The sequence below is a fragment of the Erythrobacter sp. HKB08 genome (assembly GCF_004114695.1).
In the GTDB taxonomy this organism is placed as follows: domain Bacteria; phylum Pseudomonadota; class Alphaproteobacteria; order Sphingomonadales; family Sphingomonadaceae; genus Parerythrobacter_A.
Genome location: NZ_CP035310.1, coordinates 2,510,948 through 2,533,511 on the forward strand (window position 1 = coordinate 2,510,948; position 22,564 = coordinate 2,533,511).

The window sequence follows — 22,564 nt, forward strand, 5'->3', positions numbered from 1 at the left end:
CATGTGGCCTTATCATCCCGACCTGCTCGCGACGCCCGTCCCGCGTTACACCAGCTATCCCACCGCAGCCGAGTTCGACGCGATCGATCCAGCTGCCTATCGTAACGCGCTGGAAGACGTGTCGGGCGACGTTTCGCTCTACGTCCACATCCCGTTTTGCGAGAAAATCTGTTTCTACTGCGGCTGCAATACCGGCGCGGCGGGGCGCAGCCAGCGCCTGCAGAGCTATCTCACCGCGCTGCATCGCGAAATCGCGACCGTTGCGCAGCTTCTCCCGTCCTCGACGCGGGTCAGCCGCATCTCGTTCGGCGGAGGCAGCCCCAATGCGATTGCGAGCGACGATTTTGTAGGCCTCGTCGATACGCTCGCAGCGCATTTCGCGCTCGCCGACCCGGTAATTTCGACCGAACTCGACCCACGCGGAATGACCGAGGAATGGCGCGATGCCCTCGCACAGGTCGGGGTGACGCGCGCGAGCATGGGCGTGCAGACTTTCGCCCCACATTGCCAGGAAGCGATCGGCCGGGTGCAGGATGAGGAACTGATCGTCCGCAGCACCGACTGGCTGCGCGAGGCAGGCGTGACCTCGCTCAATTTCGATCTCATGTACGGCCTGCCGGGACAGAGCGAAGACAACCTGATGGACAGCCTGCACCGCACACGCGTGCTCGGTGCGGACCGGGTGGCGCTGTTCGGCTACGCCCATGTCCCCCACATCGTGCCCCGCCAGCGTGTCATCGACGATAGCCAGCTGCCCGGACAGGAAGAGCGCTTCGCAATGGCGGCGGCCGGCTACCGCTATTTCTGCACCCACGGCTATGTTCCGGTCGGCTTCGACCATTTCGCCAAGCCGGGCGGCGATCCGCTGGCCCATGCCGCGCTCGAAGGCCGGGTGAAGCGCAACTTCCAGGGGTTCACCGACGACGATGCGCCGGTTCTCATCGGGCTCGGCAGTTCAGCGATCAGCAGTTTTCCCGGCCTGCTGGTGCAGAACGAGAAGAACTCGGGCCGTTATCGCATGCTCGCAAGCGAAGGGCTGCTGGCCGGCAATCGCGGCATCGCCCGGTCGGCCGACGATCGCTATCGCGGCGCCGTGATCGAGCAATTGCTGTGCCAGGGCCGCGCGCGGATCGGTTCGCGGCTCGCGGCCGAATGCAGCGGGGCGCTCGCTCCTTTCATCGAACGCGGGCTCGCTTCGCTCGACGAAGAATGGGTGACGCTTCTGCCCGAGGGCCTGCCCTATGCGCGCACGATCGCGGCGTTGTTCGATCCGTACCGGAGGCAATCCGGCAGGCGCTTCAGTTCTGCGGTCTAGATTTCGCGACCCGGGCGTTCCTGCACCCTGAGCCAAGCGATTGAAGCGAACCCGAAAGGCCCCCGCGCCTGATCGTTAGCGGGCAGCCATCCGCTCGGAGCCGAACGAGCCGTTGTCGAGCATCTTGAGCGCGAGCCGTGCCAGATGCCGCGAATCCTTCCACTCGCCTTCCGAAGTCTCGAGCGACATCCGGTCCTCGCACTCCATCGCGGCAGTGAAGAGCTTGCGCGCCTCCTCGGTCCGGCCCTGCCTTGCATGCGCGATACCGAGGTTGATCAGCCGCGCCGGATCGCTCTTCTCGAGCGTTTCGTTGCCTTCGATAGTCTGGATAGCCGCGGCATCGCGCCCGTCCATCAACTCGTCATAGCCGACCTGGGTCGCTGCGGGCGTCATCAGCGCGACTGCTGCCAAGGATGCGATCATCATTCCAACTCTCCCAAACGTAGGGACAGAATGTGATCGCGAGAGCTCGACTGCAACAAAAATGAAACATTGTCATTTAAATGTAACTTTCGCGCGTCGTATCCCGTCTTTTCAATGATTTAGACTGTAACATTTCGCAGCGCCTTCCGAGTGCGAGACGTCATGTTTGTCAGCCTTCGGTCATCTTTCGACATAAACGCACAAACTGTCTCGGGATCGTAATCCTGCAACGAAAGAGTCTCGCACCGGTCATAGCGCCCCTCTCGCGCACTCAATCGCGCCCTTTTTGATTTCAATCCGATTTCTCGGTTTTTGAGGGGACCGCTCGCTGTGAAAACTATCCATCGTTCACTCGTTCTTGGTGCAAGCGCGCTGGCACTGGCCAGCTGCGGCGCCGATGAAATTGCTTCGCCCGGCACGGGCGGCAACATCACGATCAACAACCCCGCCCCGTCGCCCACTCCGAGCCCGACGCCGACCAGCAGCGCTCAGGCAACTGCGGCGGCCGACTGTCCGTTCGTTTCGGACCCGCAGGGCCTCACCAATCGCGGCACGATCAGCGGCCCGACGGGCTCCTACCGCCTCTGCCAGCTTCCGGCGCGCTTCAACCGCTCCTCGCAGCTGCAGTTCACCGACGCTTCGAACGCGGTCATCTACCTGATCGACGGCCAGGTCGATGTCGGCACCGACGGTGGCCCGGCAGCCGACGGCTCGGACGGTCTTACCGACACCAATGTTACCCTGACGATCGAGCCGGGCGTCATCCTCGCCGGTCTCGACGGTTCGTACCTGAACGTGAACCGCGGCAACCAGATTCAGGCCAACGGAACCGCCGCCCGCCCGATCATCTTCACCAGCCAGCAGAACATTCGCGGCGAGAATGACGAGAACTCCTCGGGCGACTGGGGCGGCCTCATCATCAACGGCCGCGCCCCGATCACCGACTGTCTTTCGAACACCGCGACGCCGGGCAGCGTGAACTGCGAGCGCGAAGTCGAAGGCACCACCACCCCGCCGCGTTACGGCGGCAACGTGCCGACCGACAGTTCGGGCAGCGTCCGTTTCGTCCAGCTGCGTTACTCGGGCACGGTCCTATCCAACGGTGACGAGCTGCAGGCCCTGACCACCGGTGGTGTCGGCTCGGGTACGACCTTCGAGAACATCATGTCGTACAACAGTGCGGACGACGGCGTCGAATTCTTCGGCGGCGTGGTCAACATGAAAGGCCTCGTCGTGGTCGGCGCAGAAGACGACTCGATCGACACCGACACCGGCGTGAAGGCTACCCTTCAGTACGTCGTGGCGGCACAGCGTCCGAACGTCGGCGACACGATCATCGAGGCCGACTCCTCAAACACGCTCGAAGAGAACACCCCGCGCCAGAACACGCTGATTTCGAACGCGACCTTCATCCAGCGCAAGAACGACGACCAGGTCGTCCGCATTCGCGGCCGTGCCGACTACTCGCTGTTCAACACGATCATCGTCGACGCTTCGTCGAACGGTACGCCGTGCCTGCGCGTCGACACGATCGAGACGCTGACCCGCGCTGCCAATGCCGGCCTCGACGAAGCCGGTCCGGTTCGATTCGAATCGGTCGTGCTCGACTGCGGCACCCCGTTCCGCGACGGTAGCGGCACGACCGCTGCAGGCGTCCAGGCACAGTTCGATGCCGGTTCGAACACCAACTCGAACTACACCAACACGCTGACGATGACCTACCTGCCCGGCTCGAACGAGCAGGCGCTGGTCGCCTTCGATCCGACGAGCATCTCCAGCTACTTCGACAACGCCGGCTTCGTCGGTGCTGCGGGCGCGAACGATACGCGCTTCGAAGGCTGGACCTGCGACTCCACGACGATCGCGTTCGGCAACAACAGCGGCGATTGCGGCTCGCTGCCGGTCTACTCCTGATCGCAAACCCGGGGGAGGCTGGCCCGTTTCCGGGTCGGCCTCCCCTCGCACATCTGCCGGTGACGCATCGGCAGGACACGAAATTTCGGACCTAGATAGAGGGGTCTTTCAGAATGAAGACTGGCAAGCAGTTGGCGGGGCTGCTCCTGCTTTCGACGGCTCTCACCTTCCCGGGCATTGCATATGCGCAGGATGAGCAGCCGGAAGAAACGCAAGAGGAAACGGCTGCACCTGACGAGGAGATCGAGGCGGAAGAGGATTTCGACCAGCCGGAGATTTCCATCCCGGGCGGCGCGATCGTCGTCACCGGTCGCCGCAATCGCGATGTGACCCGCAGTTCCCCGCAGGTCGTCTCGGTTCTCTCGACCGAAGACATCGCGCGTGCAGGCGATGGCGACATCGCAGGCGCGCTCAGCCGTACCACCGGCCTTTCGGTCGTCGGCAATGGCAACGTCTTCGTTCGCGGCCTTGGCGACCGCTACTCGCTCGCGCTCCTGAACGGCCTGCCGCTGCCTTCGCCGCAGCCGCTTAGCCGCGTCGTCCCACTAGACATCTTCCCGACGAACATCATCGCATCCTCGTTGGTCCAGAAGACCTACTCGGCAAACTTCCCGGGCGAATTCGGCGGCGGCGTCATCAACCTGACGACCCGTGCGGTTCCCGAGGAAAGCTTCCTCAAGATCAGCGCCGGGATCAGCGGCGACACGATTACGACCTTCAGCAACGGCCTCGACTATTACGGGTCGGATTACGACTGGTCCGGCTTCGACGATGGCACGCGCGACGTGCCCCCTGCGCTCCAGGCCTTCTTCGACAGCGGCCTGCGCATCGGCGACCTGTCGACTGCCGAACAGGGCAACATCGTCAAGCAGCTGGGCAATCCCAATCTCGTGCTCCTCCAGAAAGTCGACGACATCCGTCCGAACTTCTCGGGCGGGATTACCGCCGGCACCGCCTTCGACGTCGGCGCCGATGGCCGTCTCGGCATCGTTGCGACCGCATCGCTCAGCAACAAGCTGCGCACCAAGGTTATCACCTCGCAGAACCCGTTCACCACGGACCTGCAGCTCGACCGCGATTCGAAGAACTTCGTCACCGACAACCGCATTCTCGCCAACGCGATGCTCGGTTTCGGCCTCGAGATCGGCGACCACCAGTTCCGCTGGACCAACCTGTTCATCCGCGACACACTCAAGCAAAGCGGTCTTGGCTTTGGCGAGCTGCTGCTCGATGGCGACAGCCTGATCACCCAGAACACCGGCTGGTACGAGCGCCAGCTCCTCGACACGCAGCTGGTGAGCGAGCTCGAGTTCGGTGACCTCTCGATCGACCTGCGCGGCGGCTTCGCCCAGACGCAGCGCGAGGCGCCCTACGAATACGAGTTCGTCTATGTCCGGACCAACCAGTCCAACCAGGACACGGGCGATATCTACATCAACATGCTCGACCGCCAGCGCGGCAGCGCGTCGGTCGCCTTCTCCGAGCTCCAGGAAGACCTGTGGTACGGCGGCATCGACGTCAGCTATCCGCTGACCGACTGGCTCACCACGACGGTCGGCTATGCCTACACCGACACGAGCCGCCTGTCGGAACGCCGCCTGTTCCTGATCGACGGCGACAATATCCCGCCGGGCGTGGGCGCACTGCGCCCCGACCTGCTGCTGGGCGACGCGGTCATCGAATATTTCGGCATCGGGCTGACCGAGCCGACACAGACCGATCCGGCTTTCCAGGCGGACCTCGAAATCCACGCGGCTTATGTCAAGGCGTTCATCGAACCGGCATTCGGGATCAGTCTCGACCTGGGCGTACGCTACGAGGATGCGACACAGTCGGTCGCGACGGTCCAGCGCTTCGATAATCCGTTCGTTTCGCTCGCCAATACGCTGATCGCCAACGATTACTTCCTGCCCGGCGCGACGCTGACGTGGGAAGCGACCGATGCGCTCCAGCTGCGTGCCAGTGCCTCGAAGACGATCGCCCGCCCGCAGTTCCGCGAGCTGATCTTCCAGCCGTTCACCGATCCGGACAACCAGCGCCAGTACATCGGCAACCCTGCCCTGCAGGACTCCAAGCTGTTCAACGCGGAAGCGCGCGCCGAATACTACTTCGGGCGTGGCAACCGCGTCTCGCTCGCCGGTTTCTACAAGGAAATCGAAAACCCGATCGAACCCTATGTCTCGATCGGTGCGGACACGAGCTTCACGACCCGCTTCGCAAATGCGCCGACGGCAGAGCTCTACGGTGCCGAGCTGGAGTTCCAGTACACCCAGCCTCTGGCAGATTGGGGCGGCCGCGGCTGGCTCGAGACGAAACAGATCATCTTCGTCACCAACTACACCTACACCCAGTCGGAGCTGAAGGTTGCAGCCGGCGACACCACGCGGATCTTCACCGCCGGTGTCGGCGCGCTGGAAACCGATGCGACGCTGTTCTTCGATGATGGCGACCCGCTCACCGGGCAGTCCGACCATCTCGTCAACCTCCAGCTCGGCTTCGAGGACGAGGACGAGGACAGGCTGCAGCAGTTCACCTTCCTCATGTCCTATGCGAGCGAGCGCGTGACCCGCCGCGGTACGGCCGGCCTCCCCGACATTGTCGGGGATCCGGGCTTCAACCTCGACTTCGTCGCACGCCAGGGCGTGAAAATCGCCAAGGTTCCGCTCGAATTGAAGTTCGAAGCCCGCAACATCTTCGGGCGCGGCAATTTCGAGTTCCAGCAGGTCGATACGAATCGCATCGAGATCAACACATACGACGTCGGAACAACCTTCAGCTTCTCGGTCTCCGCCGAGTTCTGATGCACTCCGGCAACCGCCCAAAAGAAAGGGGCCGCTCTCGCAAGAGGGCGGCCCTTCTTCTTTGGTCCGACGAGTTTCGTGCTCAGGGCAGGTCGAAAACGTAGCCCATCGAGCGGATCGTGCGCAGCGGATTGCCGCCACCTGCATCGCGGATGGCACGGCGCAAACGCCCGATCCAGACATCGACCGTGCGTTCGTCGATGCTCACTTCGCTTTTGCCCAGCCCCGCGATCAAATCCTCGCGCGAGAGCACGCGGTTCGGGTTCTCGGCGAGGAAGCGCAGCAGGCGGAATTCATTGGGCCTGAGGTCGATCGGCGCGCCCGCCCAGCAGGCACGCAGGGCAGGCATGTCTATGACGAGGTCGCCCTGTACGAAACGGCTCCCGACGCTGTGGCCGGACTGGCCGGACTGCAATGCAAGAACCCGGTCGAGCACTTCGGTACGGCCCACAGGCCCGACCATGTAATCGTCCGCTCCGGCCTTGAGAGCACGGCGGCGGTCTTCCGCGTCGTCCTCGTCGAGGATGAGCGTGACATGCGCTTCGCTGGTGCGCGGATCGGCCCGCAGGCGGCGGCACATTTCCAGCCCTGCAAGATCATCCATCACCCAGTCGACGAAAGCCCATATCGGGCCTTCGATAAGGCGCCGGGGTCCATCCGGTCCGAGCGCGACGAAAACGAACTCGCAGCCGTCGTGCGTAAACGGCTCGAACCCCTCAACTGCACGGTTGGTCATCAGGATATTGACGACAGACATTCGGCAAAGCCCCTTTCTTCGCCGATGCTTTTGCCGCCGTCATATGACCTGTTTGTGACTCCGCGCGAGCTTATCCAATCTCTTTCGGGAACAATCGGTTGCAAAGAGAAAGGCCCGGCGCATCGCTGCACCGGGCCTTCCCGAAGTCATATCGCTTTTCGCCTTAGAAGCGGGTGCGCAGACCCAGGCGATAGTTGCGACCGATGGCGTTGCCGATGAACGGGTTGTAGCCCAGCGGCAGCTGCGCTTCGGCAGGTTCTGCATCGGTGAAGTTCTCGACCGATGCCTGCAGCTGCGTTTCGAAACCGCCCAGGTCGAGGTCGATCGTCAGCGCGATGTCGTGCTGCGTGTAGGAACCGCTGTCGACACCGAAGTCCGTCGGGCCCTGCGATGTCGAGAAGCAGGGGTTACGGTTGATACAGCGATCGTCGGTCACGCCGTCGATGTGCACGATCGAGTAACGCAGGTTGAACATGTCGTAGGCGAGGTTGACGAAACCGTTGGCACGCCATTCCGGAACCGTGTTCGGGTCGCGGAAGTAGTTGCCGAAGCCGATTGCGTCGTAAGCCTCTTCGACGACGACACCCTGGAGTTCGAAGTCGTCGAACTCGTAGTCGAGGTTCCAGACCGCGTTACCGCCGAAGCTCAGGTCGACCATGTCGCCAAGCGGCATGTTGACCGTCAGCGCGAAGTCGAGGCCGGCGATCTTCACATCGGGGCCGTTGACCCAGTCGGTACGAACGCGGCTGATGTCGAGACCGGTCGTCGTGCCCTGGATACACTGGTTGTTGCTGAAGGTAACCAGGTTGACCAGCGGGCTCGAACAGTCGACCGGCGCTGCGCCCGTCGTCTGGCCGTTACCGACGAAGCTGGCGATCGCATCGCCCGGCGTCGTGGTGATCCGGTCCTCGAGATCGATCGACCAGTAGTCGACGCTGAAGGTCAGGTCGCCTGCACCCAGCGGCACGTTGAAGATACCGCCGATGTTGTAGGTGAAGGCGCTTTCCGGGCCGAGGTCGGTCGGGTTGCCGAAGATGTCGAGCGACTTGTAGTTGCCGCCCGCAGCCGTGAAGCCCTGCAGCGCGGTGACCGAAATCGGTGCCACCTGCGAGGGGATCGGACCGCGGAAGGTCGTGCCGACCGAACCGCGCAGGGTGAACCAGTCGGTCGCCTCGAAGCGGAACGAGCCCTTCGGGTTGACCGTCGAGCCGACTGCACCGCCGTAATCTTCGAAGCGGATGGCCGCCTGCACTTCCAGCCTGTCGGTGACCGGCAGCTGGAGTTCGCCGAAGATTGCGTAGACGTTCTGGCTGACATCGACCGGTCGCGAGCCGCCGAGGAAGATGAACGGTCCGACGCCCTCGGTCGTGGTACCGACGCAGCTCTGGTCGCCCTCGATGAAGCACGGGTTGATGTTGAGGTTCGATTCGTCCTGGACCGGACGGCTATTGAAGTTGGTGTCGCGGTACTGCGCACCGATCGCGAATGCCACCGGGCCGCCGCCCAGTTCAAAGCCGGTTTCGCCGGAGAGGACCATGTCGAACACGACCTGCGATTCCTCTTCGACCGTGCCGTTGGGAACCTGCAGCCAGCGGACCAACTCTTCGCTGTTTTCCGCACCCGGTACGTAGAACGGGTTGGAAAGACCGAGCGCCGGGTTGGACGGGCCAGCGTTCACGAAGGGGTTGAACCAGAGACAGCCATTGGCCCCTGCGGTGGTACCCGTACAGTTCGGACCGCCGAAGCCGTTGAGCGCTGCCTGCAGGCGGCTACCCACGATGCCCGGCGCCCATGCGGTACGGTCGGAATCCCAGAAGGTACCGTCGATATCGAGGGTCAGTGTGTCGCTCAGCTCGATGTCGAAGCCGCCGCTTACGCGGAACGCTTCGTTGCTGGCAAAGCCAGTACCCGAACCGCGCTCGGGATCGAGCGGGTTGCCGAGATAGCCGAAGGGACGGAACAGCACGTTGGTGACGCGCACGATCGGCGAAGTCGCCGTGCTGGCCGGAAGACCCTGCTGGGCAAGGAATGCGGATACGCCCGGGTTGTTCGGCGAAGTGGTGAAGGCCGAAAGGAAGCCCGAACCGTTCGGTCCCTGCGTCGGCGGGAAAGCCGGCGAGTAGTTGAGCGATTCAAGGTCGCTGCGAGCATAGAGCGCATCGGCCGTGAAGGTCACCTTGTCCGACAGATCGGCGGTGAACTGGGCGAAGACCTGGTAGCGGTCCTCGTCCTCGACGATGTTGTCGTAGGGAATGTAGGTGAAGCGGCAGATGCCGCCGTCCTGGAAACCGCCGAGGTCGTTACATCCGCGATCCGGGCGCGTCTGGGTGCTGAGGCCGGTCGGGGTGAGATAGGTCACAGCGACCAGGCCCGGTGTCGAAAGCGCCGAATAGGCCGACGGGTTCGTGGCGTAATCGAGCTGCGTGAAGTCGCGTGCGGTCGTCGCGAGTTCGGAACGGTGCTGCCAGCCCGCGCCGACCACGATGTTCGCCGCGCCAGCCTCGATACCGGCCAGCGCGCTGACCGAATAGTCGTCGTCCGAGCCGTCGATGAAGGTGTAGTCCGCCTGCAGCTCGACGCCGGTGAAGCGATTGCGCGTGATGAAGTTGGCAACACCCGCGATCGCGTCGGAACCGTAGGTCGTGCCTGCGCCGTCCTTCAGGATTTCGACGCGCTCGAGCGCGAAGAGCGGGATCAGCTGCGTGTCGACGAAGCCGGCACCCGGAGTGAGGATGGTGCGCTTGCCGTTGAGCAGCACGAGGGTGCGCTGCGGGCCGAGCCCGCGAAGGTTGATCGAGCCGACGCCCTGGAAGCCCTGCGCGGCGGTCGAGAACTGGTTGGTATCGCCGAGGACGGCACCGACCGAGGGAAGTTCCTTGATGAATTCGAGCGGGCTGTCGACGCCCTGCTTGGCCAGGTCCTCGCTGGTGAACACATCCACGGGAAGCGCCGCATCTTCCGGCGTGCCGCGGATCAGCGACCCGGTAACGACGATCTGGCGGTTGTTAATCGGCTCGTCCGCGGCGGCATCCGCCGAGGCATTTTCCTGCGCCATGGCAGGGTTGGCCAGAGCCAGACCTGCTACAAGTGCAGGCACGGCACAGCCGTAGCGCAGAACGCTGATCGCTTTCATCAATCCTCTCCCACTTTTGGCCGCTCTATCGGCGGCATACCCAGTAATCGAATTACTGCGTGTGAAAGGACCTTGCTGTCAAGGCGCTATCCACGCATCTTTTGAACAGAGCGCCCCGCATGCGACCAAAAAACCACAGGTTTCCCGCTTCTCGAAATTCGGGAATTCGTAGCGGAATGCGGCCCGGCGGCGCCGATAGCGGGGCGAACACCTTCGAATTGGCAGCCTGCACGCGCAACCAGCGTCGACGCTTGCCCGACCGCCATCATACCTGATATTCGAATTTTCGCCGCTAATGGATCGAGTCCCGATTTATCGCGCTCCGGTCCGCAACCGCGGCAAGCAGGAATTGGGGAGAGACATGATGAAGGCCGAGCTTTTCGCTGCAACGATTTTGGTCGGTTCGACGATTGCGACGGCTCCAGCCGCCCTTGCCGATGCGCCCGGAGCGACCCCGGTGGTCGAAACGGAAGCCGGCAAGGTCCAGGGGCTGGAGGACGACGGTGTCGATGCATATCTCGGCATTCGCTATGCATCCCCGCCCGTCGGAGACCTGCGTTTCCAGCCGCCGATCCCCGCCGATGAGTGGCAGGGAATTGCCGATGCCACCGGCCACGGCGCGCCCTGCATGCAGCTCTACACGCCGAGCGGTCCCAATACGACAGAGCTGACGCGCCAGATCCAGGGCATCTTCCCGACCGGCACCGAAGAGAAGATCGACAACGAGGACTGCCTGTTCCTCAATGTATGGACGCCCGATGCGAGCAGCGGGAGCCGGCCGGTGATGGTCTGGTTTCATGGCGGCGGATACGCCTACGGCTCGGGCAGTTGGCCTGCCTATGACGGGCGCAACCTGGCCGAGAAAGGCGATGTCGTCGTCGTGACGGTGAACCATCGCCTCAACGCTTTCGGCTATCTCAATCTCGCCGAGGCGTTCGGCGATGAGTTCGACGCGTCGGGCAATGTCGGCAATCTCGACCTCGTGCGCTCGCTCGAATGGGTGCGCGACAACATTGCCAATTTCGGCGGCGACCCCAACAATGTGACGATCATGGGCGAGTCCGGCGGCGGCTCGAAGGTGAGCCATTTGATGGCGATGCCTTTGGCGGACGGGCTGTTCCACAAGGCGATCGTCCAGTCAGGCCCCGGCGTGACCAGCGGCAAACCGGAGGAAGCTGCCGAGTATGCCGCGAAAATTCTCGAGGCTGCCGGCATCGAGACGGTCGAGCAGTTGCAGGCCTATCCGGCGGAAGACCTGCTCCTCGCCGTCCGGCGCGCGACACCTGCCGGTAGCGGTTTCGGGCGCGGACCGAGCCTTGGGCCGATTGCCGACGGGACGATCCTGCCGCGCGATCCCTTCCTGCCCGCAGCGCCGGAACAGTCGCGCGATGTGCCGCTGATGATCGGCTACAACAAGGACGAGATGACGCTCTTCCTTGCCTCGCAGCCGTGGTTCGGACGGATCGACGATGCGCAACTCGACGGCATGGCGGCGATGATGGGCGACGGCGCGAAGGAAGCGGTTGCCGCATACCGCGCAATGTACCCGGACTACTCGCCGACCCATATCGCGAGCGCGGCCATGGGCGGGCGTTTCGTGCGCGGCACCTACATTCTCGCCGACCAGCAGAGCCGCACCGCCGAAGCGCCGGTCTATGTCTATCGCCTGACCTGGGAAACGCCGGTCGCCGGAGGCTTGCTCAAGTCGCCGCACACGCTCGATATCCCGCTGATGTTCGACAATGCAGAGGAATCCGCGGCCCTTGTCGGCACCGGCGAGGATGCGGCGACCATGGCCGAGATGATGAGCGATGCCTGGATTGCCTTCGCGAAAACGGGCACGCCCTCCAGCGCCCTGCTTCCCGAGTGGACGCCCTACACTGCCGATAGCCGGATGGTCATGGAGCTCGATGTCGAGCCGCGCATGGTCGACGATCCGGAAGCGAGCATCCGGACCATCGGCCAGTAGCGCGGATCAGGCAGCGGCCTGCTTGCGCAGCGCGACGCTCGCACGCCAATAGGCGAAGATCGCGAGCGGCGTGAACGAGGCGATGATCAACAGCGCATAGCGCAGCGACTGCTCGCCATAGGCAGGCTCGAGCATGTCGGAGAAGACGCCGACCATGGTCGGGCCGATGCCGAGACCAATCAGGTTGATGATCAGCAACGTCACTGCCGCCCAGACTGCGCGCATCTTGAGCGGCGCGAGCGTCTGGATCATGGCGAAGGTCGGTCCGAGGTAGCAGGACTGGAAAAGCACGGCGATGAAGTACATGCCGACCGCCATCCACGCGCCCTCGACCCAATAGAAGGCGAGCAGGAAGGGCAGCGCCAGCAGCTTGAGCCCGGCAATCATCAGCGGCTGCGCCTGCATCCCGTATCGCTCCGACAGGCGGTTGGCGAGCCAGCCGCTACCGAGCCCGCTCGCAACGCCCGCAAGGGCGAGCAACGGTGCGACGATATTGCCGACCTGCAGCGTATTCAGCCCGAATAAGCGGATCAGGTAGGACGGCGTCCAGCCGGTAAGCGCGTAGCCGATCATCGAGGTCAGCGTGACGCCCGCGACGAGCCAAACGGCAGCCCGGTTCGCGAAAATGGTGCGGAAACCGTCCCATACCGATGGCTGGTCCTCGCTCTCGACCGCGCCGGGCTCCGCCTTGCGCATCGGTTCGGTGGCGAAGAGCTTGACGATGACGGCGAGTATCACGCCGGGAAGGCCGATCGCGATGAACGCGGTCCGCCAGTCGAAGAAGTAAGTCAGGTTACCGCCGAAAATCTGTCCGGCCGCAGCGCCAAGCGTGACGCCGAGCGAATAGATCGAAAGCGCGAGCGCGCGCTTTTCCGCAGGGTACAGGTCGGCGATGATCGAGTGGCTCGGCGGGCTCGACCCGGCCTCGCCAATCCCGACACCGATGCGCGCCAAGAGGAGCTGGATGAAGTTCGTCGCGAGCCCGCAGGCCGCCGTCATCGCGCTCCACGTCGCCAGCGCTGCCGAGATGATGTTCACGCGGTTCATCCGGTCGGCCAATGCCGCAACCGGGATGCCCAGCGTCGCATAGAAGATGGCGAAGGCGAAGCCCGACAGCAGGCCGAGCTGCGTGTCGGTCAGCAGCAGGTCCGCCTTGATGTCCTCCAGCAGGATCGCGAGGATCTGCCGGTCCATGTAGCTGAAGAAATAGGTCACGGTGAGCAGGAACAGCGTCACCTGCCGTGCGCGCGGAGAAACCTCCTGGTGGGTTCCGGGCACGGTGGCCGATTGTGTGGTCATTAGTCTCTCCCGCGGGCTCCGGCTGTCTTCACCGGATGCCCGCCCAATCCTTCAGCTTCGTCGGCTCAGGCCGTTCGTCAGTTGAACGTCTCGCCGGCATCGGCCTTGCGGCGCAGGTAATCGCTCACCTCGAGCCCGTGCTTTTCGAGCCCCTCGACCACAGTGTCCAGTCCGATCGTATCGGCCCAGAACATCGGTCCGCCGGTATAGAGCGGCCAGCCGTAGCCGTTGATCCACACGACATCGATATCGCTCGCGCGCTGGGCCATGCCCTCGTCGAGGATTTTCGCGCCCTCGTTGACCATCGGGTAGAGCAGGCGCTCGCGGATTTCGTCCTTCGAGATTTCGCGCGGCGTCTTGCCCTCCTTCGCGGCGAAGTCGGCGATGATCTGCTTCACCTCGTCCGACGGCGTGCGATTGCGCGCTTCATCGTAGTCGTAGAAGCCCTTGCCGTTCTTCTGGCCGAACCTCTCGGCCGCACACAGCGCCTCGCGCACGGTGGTCACCTTGCTCGGGTCGCGGTGCCAACCGATGTCGATCCCGGCGAGATCGGCCATCTGGAACGGCCCCATCGGGAAGCCGAACTCAAGCAGCACGTCGTCGACGTCCCAGTAATTCGCGCCTTCCATGATCAGCGCATTGGCCTGCTCCTGCCGCTTGGACAGCATGCGGTTGCCGATGAAGCCCGGGCAGACGCCCGAAACGGCCGCGACCTTGCCGATTTTCTTGGACAGCTTCATCACCGTCGCGAGGACATCGTCACGCGTTTTTGCACCGCGCACGACTTCCAGCAGCTTCATGACGTTCGCCGGCGAGAAGAAGTGCATGCCGACGACATAGCCAGGCCGCTTGGTCGCCGTGGCGATCTCGTCGATATCGAGATAGCTGGTGTTCGACGCGAGGATCGCGCCGTCCTTCACCGTCTCGTCCAGCGTGGCGAAGACCTGCTTCTTCACGTCCATGTTCTCGTACACGGCCTCGATCACGAGATCGCAGTCGGCAAGGTCGGCATAGTCGAGCGTCGGGGTCAGCAGGCCCATCGCCTGGTCGACCTGCTCCATGCTCATCCGGCCCTTCTTCGCCGTGCGCTCGTAATTCTTGCGCATGACGCCGGTGCCGCGATCGAGCGCTTCCTGCTTCATTTCGAGGATGGTCACCGGGATGCCGGCAGACAGGAAGTTCATCGCGATCCCGCCACCCATGGTGCCTGCACCGATGATGCCGACCTTCTTGATCGGGATGAGCGGCGTATCGGCGGGCACATCGTCGATCTTGTTCGCCGCGCGTTCGGCGAAGAAGTAGTGGCGCATGGCCTTTGACTGCGTGCCTTCCATCAGCTTCAGGAATAGCTCGCGCTCGCGCTTCACGCCTTCGGCGTAAGGCAGTTCGCCAGCCGCCTTGACGGATTCGATCGCCGCATTGGGCGCGTCGAAACCGCGCATCCGGCGGCCGTGCTTGGCGCGAAATTCGTCGAACAGTCCGGGGTTCTTCACACCGTCCTGGTTGGCCGTTCCTTCCGATGCACGCGGGACCGGCTGGCCGATCTTCGACTTGGCGAAGGCAATCGCGTCCGCTTCGAGGCTGTCTTCGCCGACGATTTCATCGACCAGCCCGATGGCCTTGGCCTTGCTCGCAGGGATCGGGTTGCCGACCGCGACGAGCGGTAGAGCGGCCTCGGCACCAACAAGGCGCGGGAGGCGCTGCGTACCTGCGGCGCCCGGGATCAGGCCGAGCTTGACTTCGGGCAGGCCCAGCTTCGCGCTCGGCACGGCGACGCGGTAGTGGCAGGCAAGCGCGACTTCGCACCCGCCGCCGAGCGCGGTCCCGTGGATCGCGGCGACGACCGGCTTGTCGCTCGCTTCCATCTTGTCGAGCGCTTCGGGCAGGCTCGGGCCCTGCGGCGGCTTGCCGAATTCGGTGATGTCGGCACCTGCGAAGAAGGTGCGTCCGTCGCAGCGAATGACGACGGCTTCCACGCTGTCGTCGCCAAGCGCTTCTTCGATACCGTCGGCAAGACCCTGCCGCACGGCCTGGCCGAGTGCGTTGACCGGCGGATTGTCGGAAATGATCACCAGCACGTTGTCGTGGCGCTCGGTGCGAATGGGGGAGGTCATGGTTTGCTCCTTCAGGCGTAGCTGTCTGTGAGGGCCGAATAGATCAGCGTCTTGAGCTGTCGGCGGATGGGATAGGTCGAGGACGGATAGACCTGCGTCATGAAGGTCATGGTGATCCGCTCGAGAGGATCGACGAAGAAGGCGGTCGAATAGGCACCGCCCCAGTAGAACTCGCCCATGCTCGAAGGCATCAGCGTCTTCGCCGGATCGATGACCATGGCAAAGCCGAGGCCGAAACCGGTCCCGGCATTGTTGGCCTCGGAAAACAGGCTGCTCGACATTTCGGTCAGGTCGCGATTGTCGGGCAGGTGGTTGGTCCGCATCAGGCGAACCGTCTTGGGGCTGAGGATGCGTGCACCGTCGAGCTCGCCGCCGTTCAGCAGCATGCTCGTGAAGCGGTCGTAATCTGCAATCGTGCCGACGAGCCCGCCGCCACCGCTGTCGAACGTGCCCGGCTGGTTCAGCTTGCTCGTCGCGCCCGCATTGATCATGCGCGGCGCATCGCCCGGACGATAGGCATAGGCATCGACGAGGCGGTGCGATTGCCCCTCCGCGACACCGAAGCGCGTATCCTTCATGCCAAGCGGATCGAAGATGTGCTTCTCGAAATACTCGCCGAGCCGCATCCCGCTGATCCGCTCCACCGCGATGCCGAGGACGTCGGTCGAGACCGAGTAGTTCCACCCCTGCCCCGGTGCGAATTCGAGCGGCAGCTTCGACAGCTTGGCCACGAATTCGTCGGAATCGAGATGGTCGCGCGCGAAGTCGAAATTGAACTCGCGGTAGACCGCATCAATGTTGTTGCGGTTCTGCAGGCCGTAGGTGAGGCCCGACATATGCGTCAGCAGGTCGACGAAGCGGATCGGATGCGCAGGCGCTCCCGGAGCGAAGGGAATCGAACCGCCGCCGCCGGCATAGACCTTGAGGTCGGCGAATTCGGGAAAGACCTTGGTGACCGGCTCTTCCAGCGCGACCTTGCACTGCTCGACCAGCTGCATGAAGGCGACCGAGGTCACCGGCTTGGTCATGCTGGCGATGCGGAACAGCGCATCGTCGGTCAGCTCGCGGCCATCGTCGCCCATCTTGCCGAGCTTGGTGTAATGCACCGGCTTGCCGTCACGGCAGACCACCAGCTGCGCATTCGGGAGGCGGCCGCTGTCGATATATGTCTCGGCGAGGAAGGGGGCAATTCGCCCGAGCCGTTCGCTATCGAAACCCAGGTCGCCTGCATCTGCCAGTTCGAACATTCTCTCTCCCTACCCCGTTGACCGCGGCATACTTCGTTTTCTGAAGCGCCTTGATATACAATTTTGCGCCCGTGCAAACCCTCATACCTGTCTTTCAGATTCTCGCAGACACGCTTGCCTCCGGCTTGCGTGCCGCATAGTCTCCGAGACAAGATTCGCGTCAGGCGGACAAGGGAAGAGGATGACTGTGCATGGGCGATGCCGCAACCGCATCGAAGGGTGAAACGTCGCTTGCGTCGGCGATCGGCTGGACCGCGCCGGATGGCTGGCCGGCAATCAGCCGGGACGAATGCAGGGACCGCCTGACCGCACCGGGCCAGCGCTTCGAAATGGAAACGGTCGACATCCGCGGCGTGCCGACGCGCGTCTGGAAGAACGCCCCGCCGAACCTGCGCGCACTCGCCATGGTCGGGCGGATGTACGGCCCGCGCGAGTTCCTCGTCTACGAAGACGAGCGTGTCACATACGACGGCTGGTTCCGGGCGGTCGCAGCGCTCGCGAAGGAGTTGCAGGCGCGCGGCATCGCGAAGGGCGACCGGGTTGCGCTTGCCATGCGCAACCTGCCCGAATGGCCGGTCGCATTCTTCGCGGCGACCACTATCGGAGCGATCTGCGTTCCGCTCAATGCGTGGTGGACCGGGCCGGAGCTCGCCTATGGACTTTCGAATTCCGGCACCAAACTGCTGATCTGCGACCACGAACGGTGGGAGCGCATTTCCCCACATCGCGGAGAATGCCCTGCCCTCGAGACCGTCTTCGTCTCGCGCGCTCCCGAAGCACTCGAAAGGGCCGAGCGGCTCGAAGACATTATCGGCGCGCCGGGCGATTTCGGGAGCCTGCCGGAAAGCGACTTGCCCGAGGTCGAAATCGCCCCCGATGACGATGCCACCATCTTCTACACCAGCGGCACGACCGGCAATCCGAAGGGCGCGCTGGGGACGCACCGCAACCTGTGCACCAATATCCTGTCGAGCGGCTACAACGCCGCCTGCGCGGTTCTTCGGCGCGGCGAGGAAATTCCCGAGCCGCAACCCAAGGCCGGCCTCACCGTTATCCCGCTGTTCCACGTCACTGCCTGCTCCGCCGGGCTAATGGGCAACATCGCAGCGGGCAACAAGCTCGTCTTCATGCACAAGTGGGACCCGCTGCGCGCTTTCGAGATCATCGAGCGCGAGAAGATCAATGTGACAGGCGGCGTCCCGACCATCGCGTGGCAGCTGATCGAGCACCCGGAACGCAAGAATTACGACCTCTCGAGCCTAGAGGCGATCGCCTATGGCGGGGCGCCGAGTGCACCTGACCTCGTGCGCAAGATCCGCGACATCTTCGGCGCGCTGCCCGGCAACGGCTGGGGCATGACCGAAACCATGGCGACGGTGACGGGCCATTCGAGCGAGGACTATCTCAACCGCCCCGACAGCTGCGGCCCGCCGGTCGCCGTCGCCGACCTCAAGATCATGAACGAAGACGGCACCGAGGAGCTTCCCGTCGGTGAAGTCGGCGAGCTCTGGGCGCGCGGCCCGATGGTCGTCAAAGGTTACTGGAACAACCCGGAAGCGACCGAGGCGACCTTCGTCGATGGCTGGGTGAAGACCGGCGACCTCGCCCGGCTCGACGAGGAAGGCTTCTGCTATATCGTCGACCGCGCCAAGGACATGATCATCCGCGGCGGCGAGAACATCTATTCCTCGGAAGTCGAGAACGTCCTCTACGATCACCCCGCAGTCACCGATGCGGCGCTGATCGGGTTGCCGCATACCCAGCTTGGCGAAGTGCCCGCAGCGGTGGTGCATCTCGCGCCCGGAGAGAACGCAAGTGAGGAAGAATTGCGCGCCTGGGTTGCCGAGCGGCTCGCAAAGTTCAAGGTACCGGAACGCATCGTCTTCACGAAGGAGACCCTGCCCCGAAACGCCAACGGGAAGATATTGAAGAAAGACCTCGCCACGCTCTTTTGAGCGAAGGCGCGGCCGGAGGGACTGGATGGCCGGCAAGAGCGCAGAGACGAAACGCTTCGGCGAACGCCGCGACGCGATCATCCATGCCGCCTCCGCCCTGATCAACGAAGTCGGGGTCCAGGCCACCACCCTGTCGGAAGTCGCCCGCGCGATCGGGCTGAACGCGACCAGCATCACCTATTACTTCGCGCGCAAGGAACAGCTTGTCGTCGCGGTGTACGAAGAAACGCTCTCGCTGATGGAGCGGATCGCGCGCGATGCCCTCGCCGAGAAGGATCCTGCCGCACGGCTTCGGCGCTTCCTCGCCGAACATATCGCGCTGCGCCACCGCATCCGCTCGGGCGAGCGCGGGTTGATCACCGCCCTGTCGGAAATCCGCTCGCTCGATCCGGAAAAGCAGGCGCCGCTGCTCTCCCACTACCGCACGGTCGTCGAGACGATCGGCAGCTTCTTCGGCGATTCCGACGACGCGGAAATCCGCGCCCTCTATCTGGCGCGGGCCCACGTTCTGATGGAAGCGATCATGTGGTGGCCGGTCTGGTCGCTGCGCTACTCGACGCGCGACTTCGCCCGGATCGAAGAGCGCATGTTCGACATTCTCGCCTACGGCCTGCCGGCCAGCGCCGGAGCGTGGGAGCCGCGCGAACTTTCGGGCGACTGGCGCACGAGCGAGGAGCTCAACCCCGGCCAGAACAGCGCATTCCTGCGGGCTGCGACGGTGATGATCAACCAGCGCGGCTATCGCGGCGCATCGGTCAACCGGATCGCGAAGTCGCTCAACGTGACCAAGGGCAGCTTCTACCACCACCACGAGGCGAAGGACGATCTGGTGCTCGCCTGTTTCGAGCACAGCTACGACCGCCTCTCGCAAGTCCAGATCGTCGGCCGCGACCTCGATGCCGACTACTGGACCCGGCTGACGAGTGTCCTGCATGAACTCGTCGACCTGCAATTCCACGATGCGACGCCGCTGCTGCGCACCACCGCGCTCCAGGCCCTCGAGGCGGAGCACAAGGACGACGTGGTCACGCGCTCGAACCGCCTCGCGCGGCGTTTTGCAGGAATGCTGATCGACGGGGTGGCGGACGGCTCGGTCCGGCCGATCGACCCGCTGATCGCCAGCCAAGTGATCATGTCGACGCTCAACAGCGCCTACGAGGCGCGCCGCTGGGCCGAACGGTTCGACGACCCCGAGATCGCCATCCGCACATACGTCTCGACCCTGTCGCGCGGGCTGTTGGCGGACCCGGAAAAGATCTGACCTACAGCCGGATGTAGTGGCGCGGCTCGCGCACCCGGAACACCAGCACCGCGAGCGCCGCAACGAGCGAGACGAGCGCGATGGAGAACAGCGGCACGAAACCGTAGGCCGCAATCAGCACGCCGACGAGGATCGGCCCGCTCGCCGCGATCGCGCCCTCGACCGTGGTCACGAAGGCAAGCCGCATCGGCGTATCCTCCTGCTCCCCGAATTCGAGCACCATGGTCGTCGATGCCAGCATCCAGCCCGATACGCCCACGCCCATGAAGATGAAGGCGAGATAGACTGGCAGCGCGCTGGTCCCGAACAGGAGGAGAAGCACGCCGATGATCGTGCTGGTAAGCGACAGGACATAGACGATCTTGAAGCCCAGCCGGTCGCCCATCGGCCCCCAGAAGATGTTCGAGAAGGTGTCCGAGGCGAGGAAGACGAAGCTCAGCCCGCCGATCAGCGCGCCGTCCAGTCCGAGAAGCGATCCGGCATAGACCGTCCAGAACGGCGCCGCGACGCGGGCGATGCTCGCGAAGCTTTGCACTACCAGGAAATTGGCGAAATCCTTGTCCTCGATAAGCTGCGGGAATTGCTTCACGCGCTCGAGGAACGGCATCTGCGGGCGCGATACGGGTGCGGCAGGCTCGCGGATCATCGTTTTCAGGACGACCAGTCCCGCACTCGTCAGGACGAAGGCGAAGAGGAAGGTCGTCGAATAGCCATTGCCCAGCCAGTCGTCGGCAATGAAGTAATTACCCGCGACCCAGGCGAGGATCGCGGCAATCAGCCCTCCGGCGAAATTGCGATAGCCCTGCAATCGCCCGCGCTTGGCGATCGGGATGAGCTTGCTGATCAGCATCTGGAAAGCGACGCGCTGGGCGCCGGTAAAGAAACCGAGCAGCAGGAAGCATGCGAAGATCGCGTAGAGCAGCGCATTGCCGGTCAGGAACCAGCCGGCGAGCGCGAGGCCGAGGATCATCAGCCGCATCAGAGAGCCGACGCGGATCGCGTAAGGAAGGATATGGCTGCGATGCTCGATCCGCGCGCCGCTCGCGATCGGGCTGATGGTCGCGCCAAGCTGGAGCAGCGCGGCGCCGACGCCGACAGCCGCCGTGCTACCCGTCAGGAGCAGCAGGTAGGCCGGGATGATCGTCGGGGCATAGATGAGGCGGAAGCCCGTCATGCCGAGCACGCCGTGAATGAAATTCGCGCGAAAATTGCGCGGCAGGTTTTCTTCTACGAAACGCGCGTGGTCAGCCAGCGCCCGTTGCTGGGCGCTGGCTGCCGTTTCGCCTTGTCCGGGCTCGCCCGAACTCAATAGCCACCGATGCGCGCGAAGCGGTCGCGCAGGTATGAGGTGCTGCCCCACGCATTCTCGAGGATGCGTGCGCGCTTGAGATAGAAGCCGACGTCATATTCGTCGGTCATCCCGATCCCGCCATGCAGCTGGATACCCTCGCGGCTCATGGTGTGGAGCACCCGGTTCGCTTCCGCCTTGGCGATGGAGGCGGCACGCGCAACCCCGAAGCCGCTGTCGAGTGCCTGCAGTCCACCTTCGACTGCCGAGCGCATCATCGCAAGGTCGCCGAACAGGTCCGCCATACGGTGCTGGAGCGCCTGGAACGTCGCCAGCACCTGGTTGAACTGCACGCGCTGCTTCAGGTAGTCGAGCGTTGTGTCGAACACGGCCTGCGCCATGCCGAGCATCTCGGCCGCCGTCAGGATACGCGCACGGTCGAGAACGTCTTCGAGCAGGCCGTCCCCGCCGCCTTCGAGCTTGTCGGCACCGGCACCTTCGAACGTGACTTCGGCATGGCTGCGCTGGTCGGTCATCTTGCGGGTCGAAAGCGACACGCCCTCGCCCTTCTCGACCAGATAGAGCCCGTCCTTCGCCGCGACGACGAACAGGTCGGCCCCGTGCGCTTCGTGAACGAAGGCCTTTGTGCCGCTCAGCTTGCCGCCGCTCACGCTGGTTTCGATTGTCTCGGGCGCATGGCGCGGCCCTTCGTCGACCGCCAGCGTCGCGACCATCTCGCCGCTTGCAAGCCTGGGCAGGTACTTCGCCTTCTGCTCATCGCTGCCGCCGAGAATGATGGCGGATGCCGCGACGGTCGTCGCGACCAGCGGGCTTGCCGTCAGCGTCTTGCCCAGCTCCTCGACGACGAGGCCGGCCGAAAGCCAGCCGAAGTCGGAACCGCCGTGCTCTTCGGGCACGATGACGCCGGTCCAGCCCATATCGGCCATCTTGCCGTATGCGCCCTCGTCATAGGCTTTCGGATCGCCGCTCGCGCGGACCTTGCGGAATTCGGTGACCGGGCTTTCATTGCTCGCCCAGTCGCGCGCCATGTCGCGCAGCATTTCCTGTTCTTCAGTGAGAACTGCCAT

The 22,564-nt window shown here is 63.9% G+C and carries 14 protein-coding genes; 6 read left to right on the plus strand and 8 right to left on the minus strand.

Annotated elements, in window-relative coordinates; genetic code table 11:
* Window position 1 precedes the first annotated feature (1 nt).
* Window positions 2-1,315, plus strand: coding sequence for an oxygen-independent coproporphyrinogen III oxidase (hemN, locus tag EO245_RS12150; protein WP_128893178.1), 1,314 nt, complete (start codon window positions 2-4; stop codon window positions 1,313-1,315).
* A 75-nt stretch (window positions 1,316-1,390) separates the two neighbouring features.
* Here the strand turns inward: hemN and EO245_RS12155 are convergent, their stop codons facing one another.
* Window positions 1,391-1,741, minus strand: a complete 351-nt coding sequence (locus tag EO245_RS12155) for a hypothetical protein (protein WP_128893179.1) — start codon at window positions 1,739-1,741, stop codon at window positions 1,391-1,393.
* Window positions 1,742-2,068: 327 nt separating this feature from the next.
* Between EO245_RS12155 and EO245_RS12160 the strand changes: the two genes are divergently transcribed.
* Both EO245_RS12160 and EO245_RS12165 read left to right on the plus strand, forming a co-directional pair.
* Window positions 2,069-3,652: a hypothetical protein gene (locus EO245_RS12160; protein WP_128893180.1), complete on the plus strand. Its 1,584-nt coding sequence runs from the start codon at window positions 2,069-2,071 to the stop codon at window positions 3,650-3,652.
* Window positions 3,653-3,765: 113 nt separating this feature from the next.
* Entirely contained in the window at window positions 3,766-6,453 is a 2,688-nt protein-coding gene (locus EO245_RS12165) for a TonB-dependent receptor domain-containing protein (protein WP_128893181.1), read from the plus strand.
* An 82-nt stretch (window positions 6,454-6,535) separates the two neighbouring features.
* Here the strand turns inward: EO245_RS12165 and EO245_RS12170 are convergent, their stop codons facing one another.
* Both EO245_RS12170 and EO245_RS12175 read right to left on the minus strand, forming a co-directional pair.
* A complete protein-coding gene (locus EO245_RS12170; protein WP_128893182.1) occupies window positions 6,536-7,210 on the minus strand; it encodes a response regulator transcription factor in 675 nt (224 codons plus the stop codon).
* A gap of 163 nt (window positions 7,211-7,373) precedes the next feature.
* On the minus strand, window positions 7,374-10,343 hold the full coding sequence (locus tag EO245_RS12175; RefSeq protein WP_128893183.1) for a TonB-dependent receptor domain-containing protein: 2,970 nt from the start codon (window positions 10,341-10,343) through the stop codon (window positions 7,374-7,376).
* Window positions 10,344-10,638: 295 nt separating this feature from the next.
* Here EO245_RS12175 and EO245_RS12180 point away from each other — a divergent pair, with 295 nt between their 5' ends.
* A complete protein-coding gene (locus EO245_RS12180) occupies window positions 10,639-12,312 on the plus strand; it encodes a carboxylesterase/lipase family protein (RefSeq protein WP_234026893.1) in 1,674 nt (557 codons plus the stop codon).
* Window positions 12,313-12,318: 6 nt separating this feature from the next.
* Here the strand turns inward: EO245_RS12180 and EO245_RS12185 are convergent, their stop codons facing one another.
* From EO245_RS12185 to EO245_RS12195, 3 genes are all read right to left on the minus strand, one after another.
* Entirely contained in the window at window positions 12,319-13,611 is a 1,293-nt protein-coding gene (locus tag EO245_RS12185; protein WP_128893184.1) for an MFS transporter, read from the minus strand.
* A 77-nt stretch (window positions 13,612-13,688) separates the two neighbouring features.
* Window positions 13,689-15,725 carry a 3-hydroxyacyl-CoA dehydrogenase NAD-binding domain-containing protein gene (locus EO245_RS12190; RefSeq protein WP_128893185.1) on the minus strand — a complete coding sequence of 679 codons (2,037 nt, stop codon included), beginning with the start codon at window positions 15,723-15,725 and terminating at the stop codon, window positions 13,689-13,691.
* A gap of 11 nt (window positions 15,726-15,736) precedes the next feature.
* Window positions 15,737-16,972, minus strand: a complete 1,236-nt coding sequence (locus EO245_RS12195; RefSeq protein ID WP_128893186.1) for a serine hydrolase — start codon at window positions 16,970-16,972, stop codon at window positions 15,737-15,739.
* 191 nt (window positions 16,973-17,163) lie between these two features.
* On the opposite strand from EO245_RS12195, the gene EO245_RS12200 reads away from it, so the two are divergent.
* Complete coding sequence (locus EO245_RS12200; RefSeq protein WP_128893187.1) at window positions 17,164-18,927, plus strand: class I adenylate-forming enzyme family protein; 1,764 nt, start codon at window positions 17,164-17,166, stop codon at window positions 18,925-18,927.
* A gap of 25 nt (window positions 18,928-18,952) precedes the next feature.
* Entirely contained in the window at window positions 18,953-20,188 is a 1,236-nt protein-coding gene (locus EO245_RS12205; RefSeq protein ID WP_128893188.1) for a TetR/AcrR family transcriptional regulator, read from the plus strand.
* A gap of 1 nt (window position 20,189) precedes the next feature.
* Here EO245_RS12205 and EO245_RS12210 read toward each other — a convergent pair whose 3' ends face one another.
* Both EO245_RS12210 and EO245_RS12215 read right to left on the minus strand, forming a co-directional pair.
* Complete coding sequence (locus tag EO245_RS12210) at window positions 20,190-21,362, minus strand: MFS transporter (protein ID WP_234026894.1); 1,173 nt, start codon at window positions 21,360-21,362, stop codon at window positions 20,190-20,192.
* Window positions 21,363-21,493: 131 nt separating this feature from the next.
* A complete protein-coding gene (locus tag EO245_RS12215) occupies window positions 21,494-22,564 on the minus strand; it encodes an acyl-CoA dehydrogenase family protein (RefSeq protein ID WP_128893190.1) in 1,071 nt (356 codons plus the stop codon).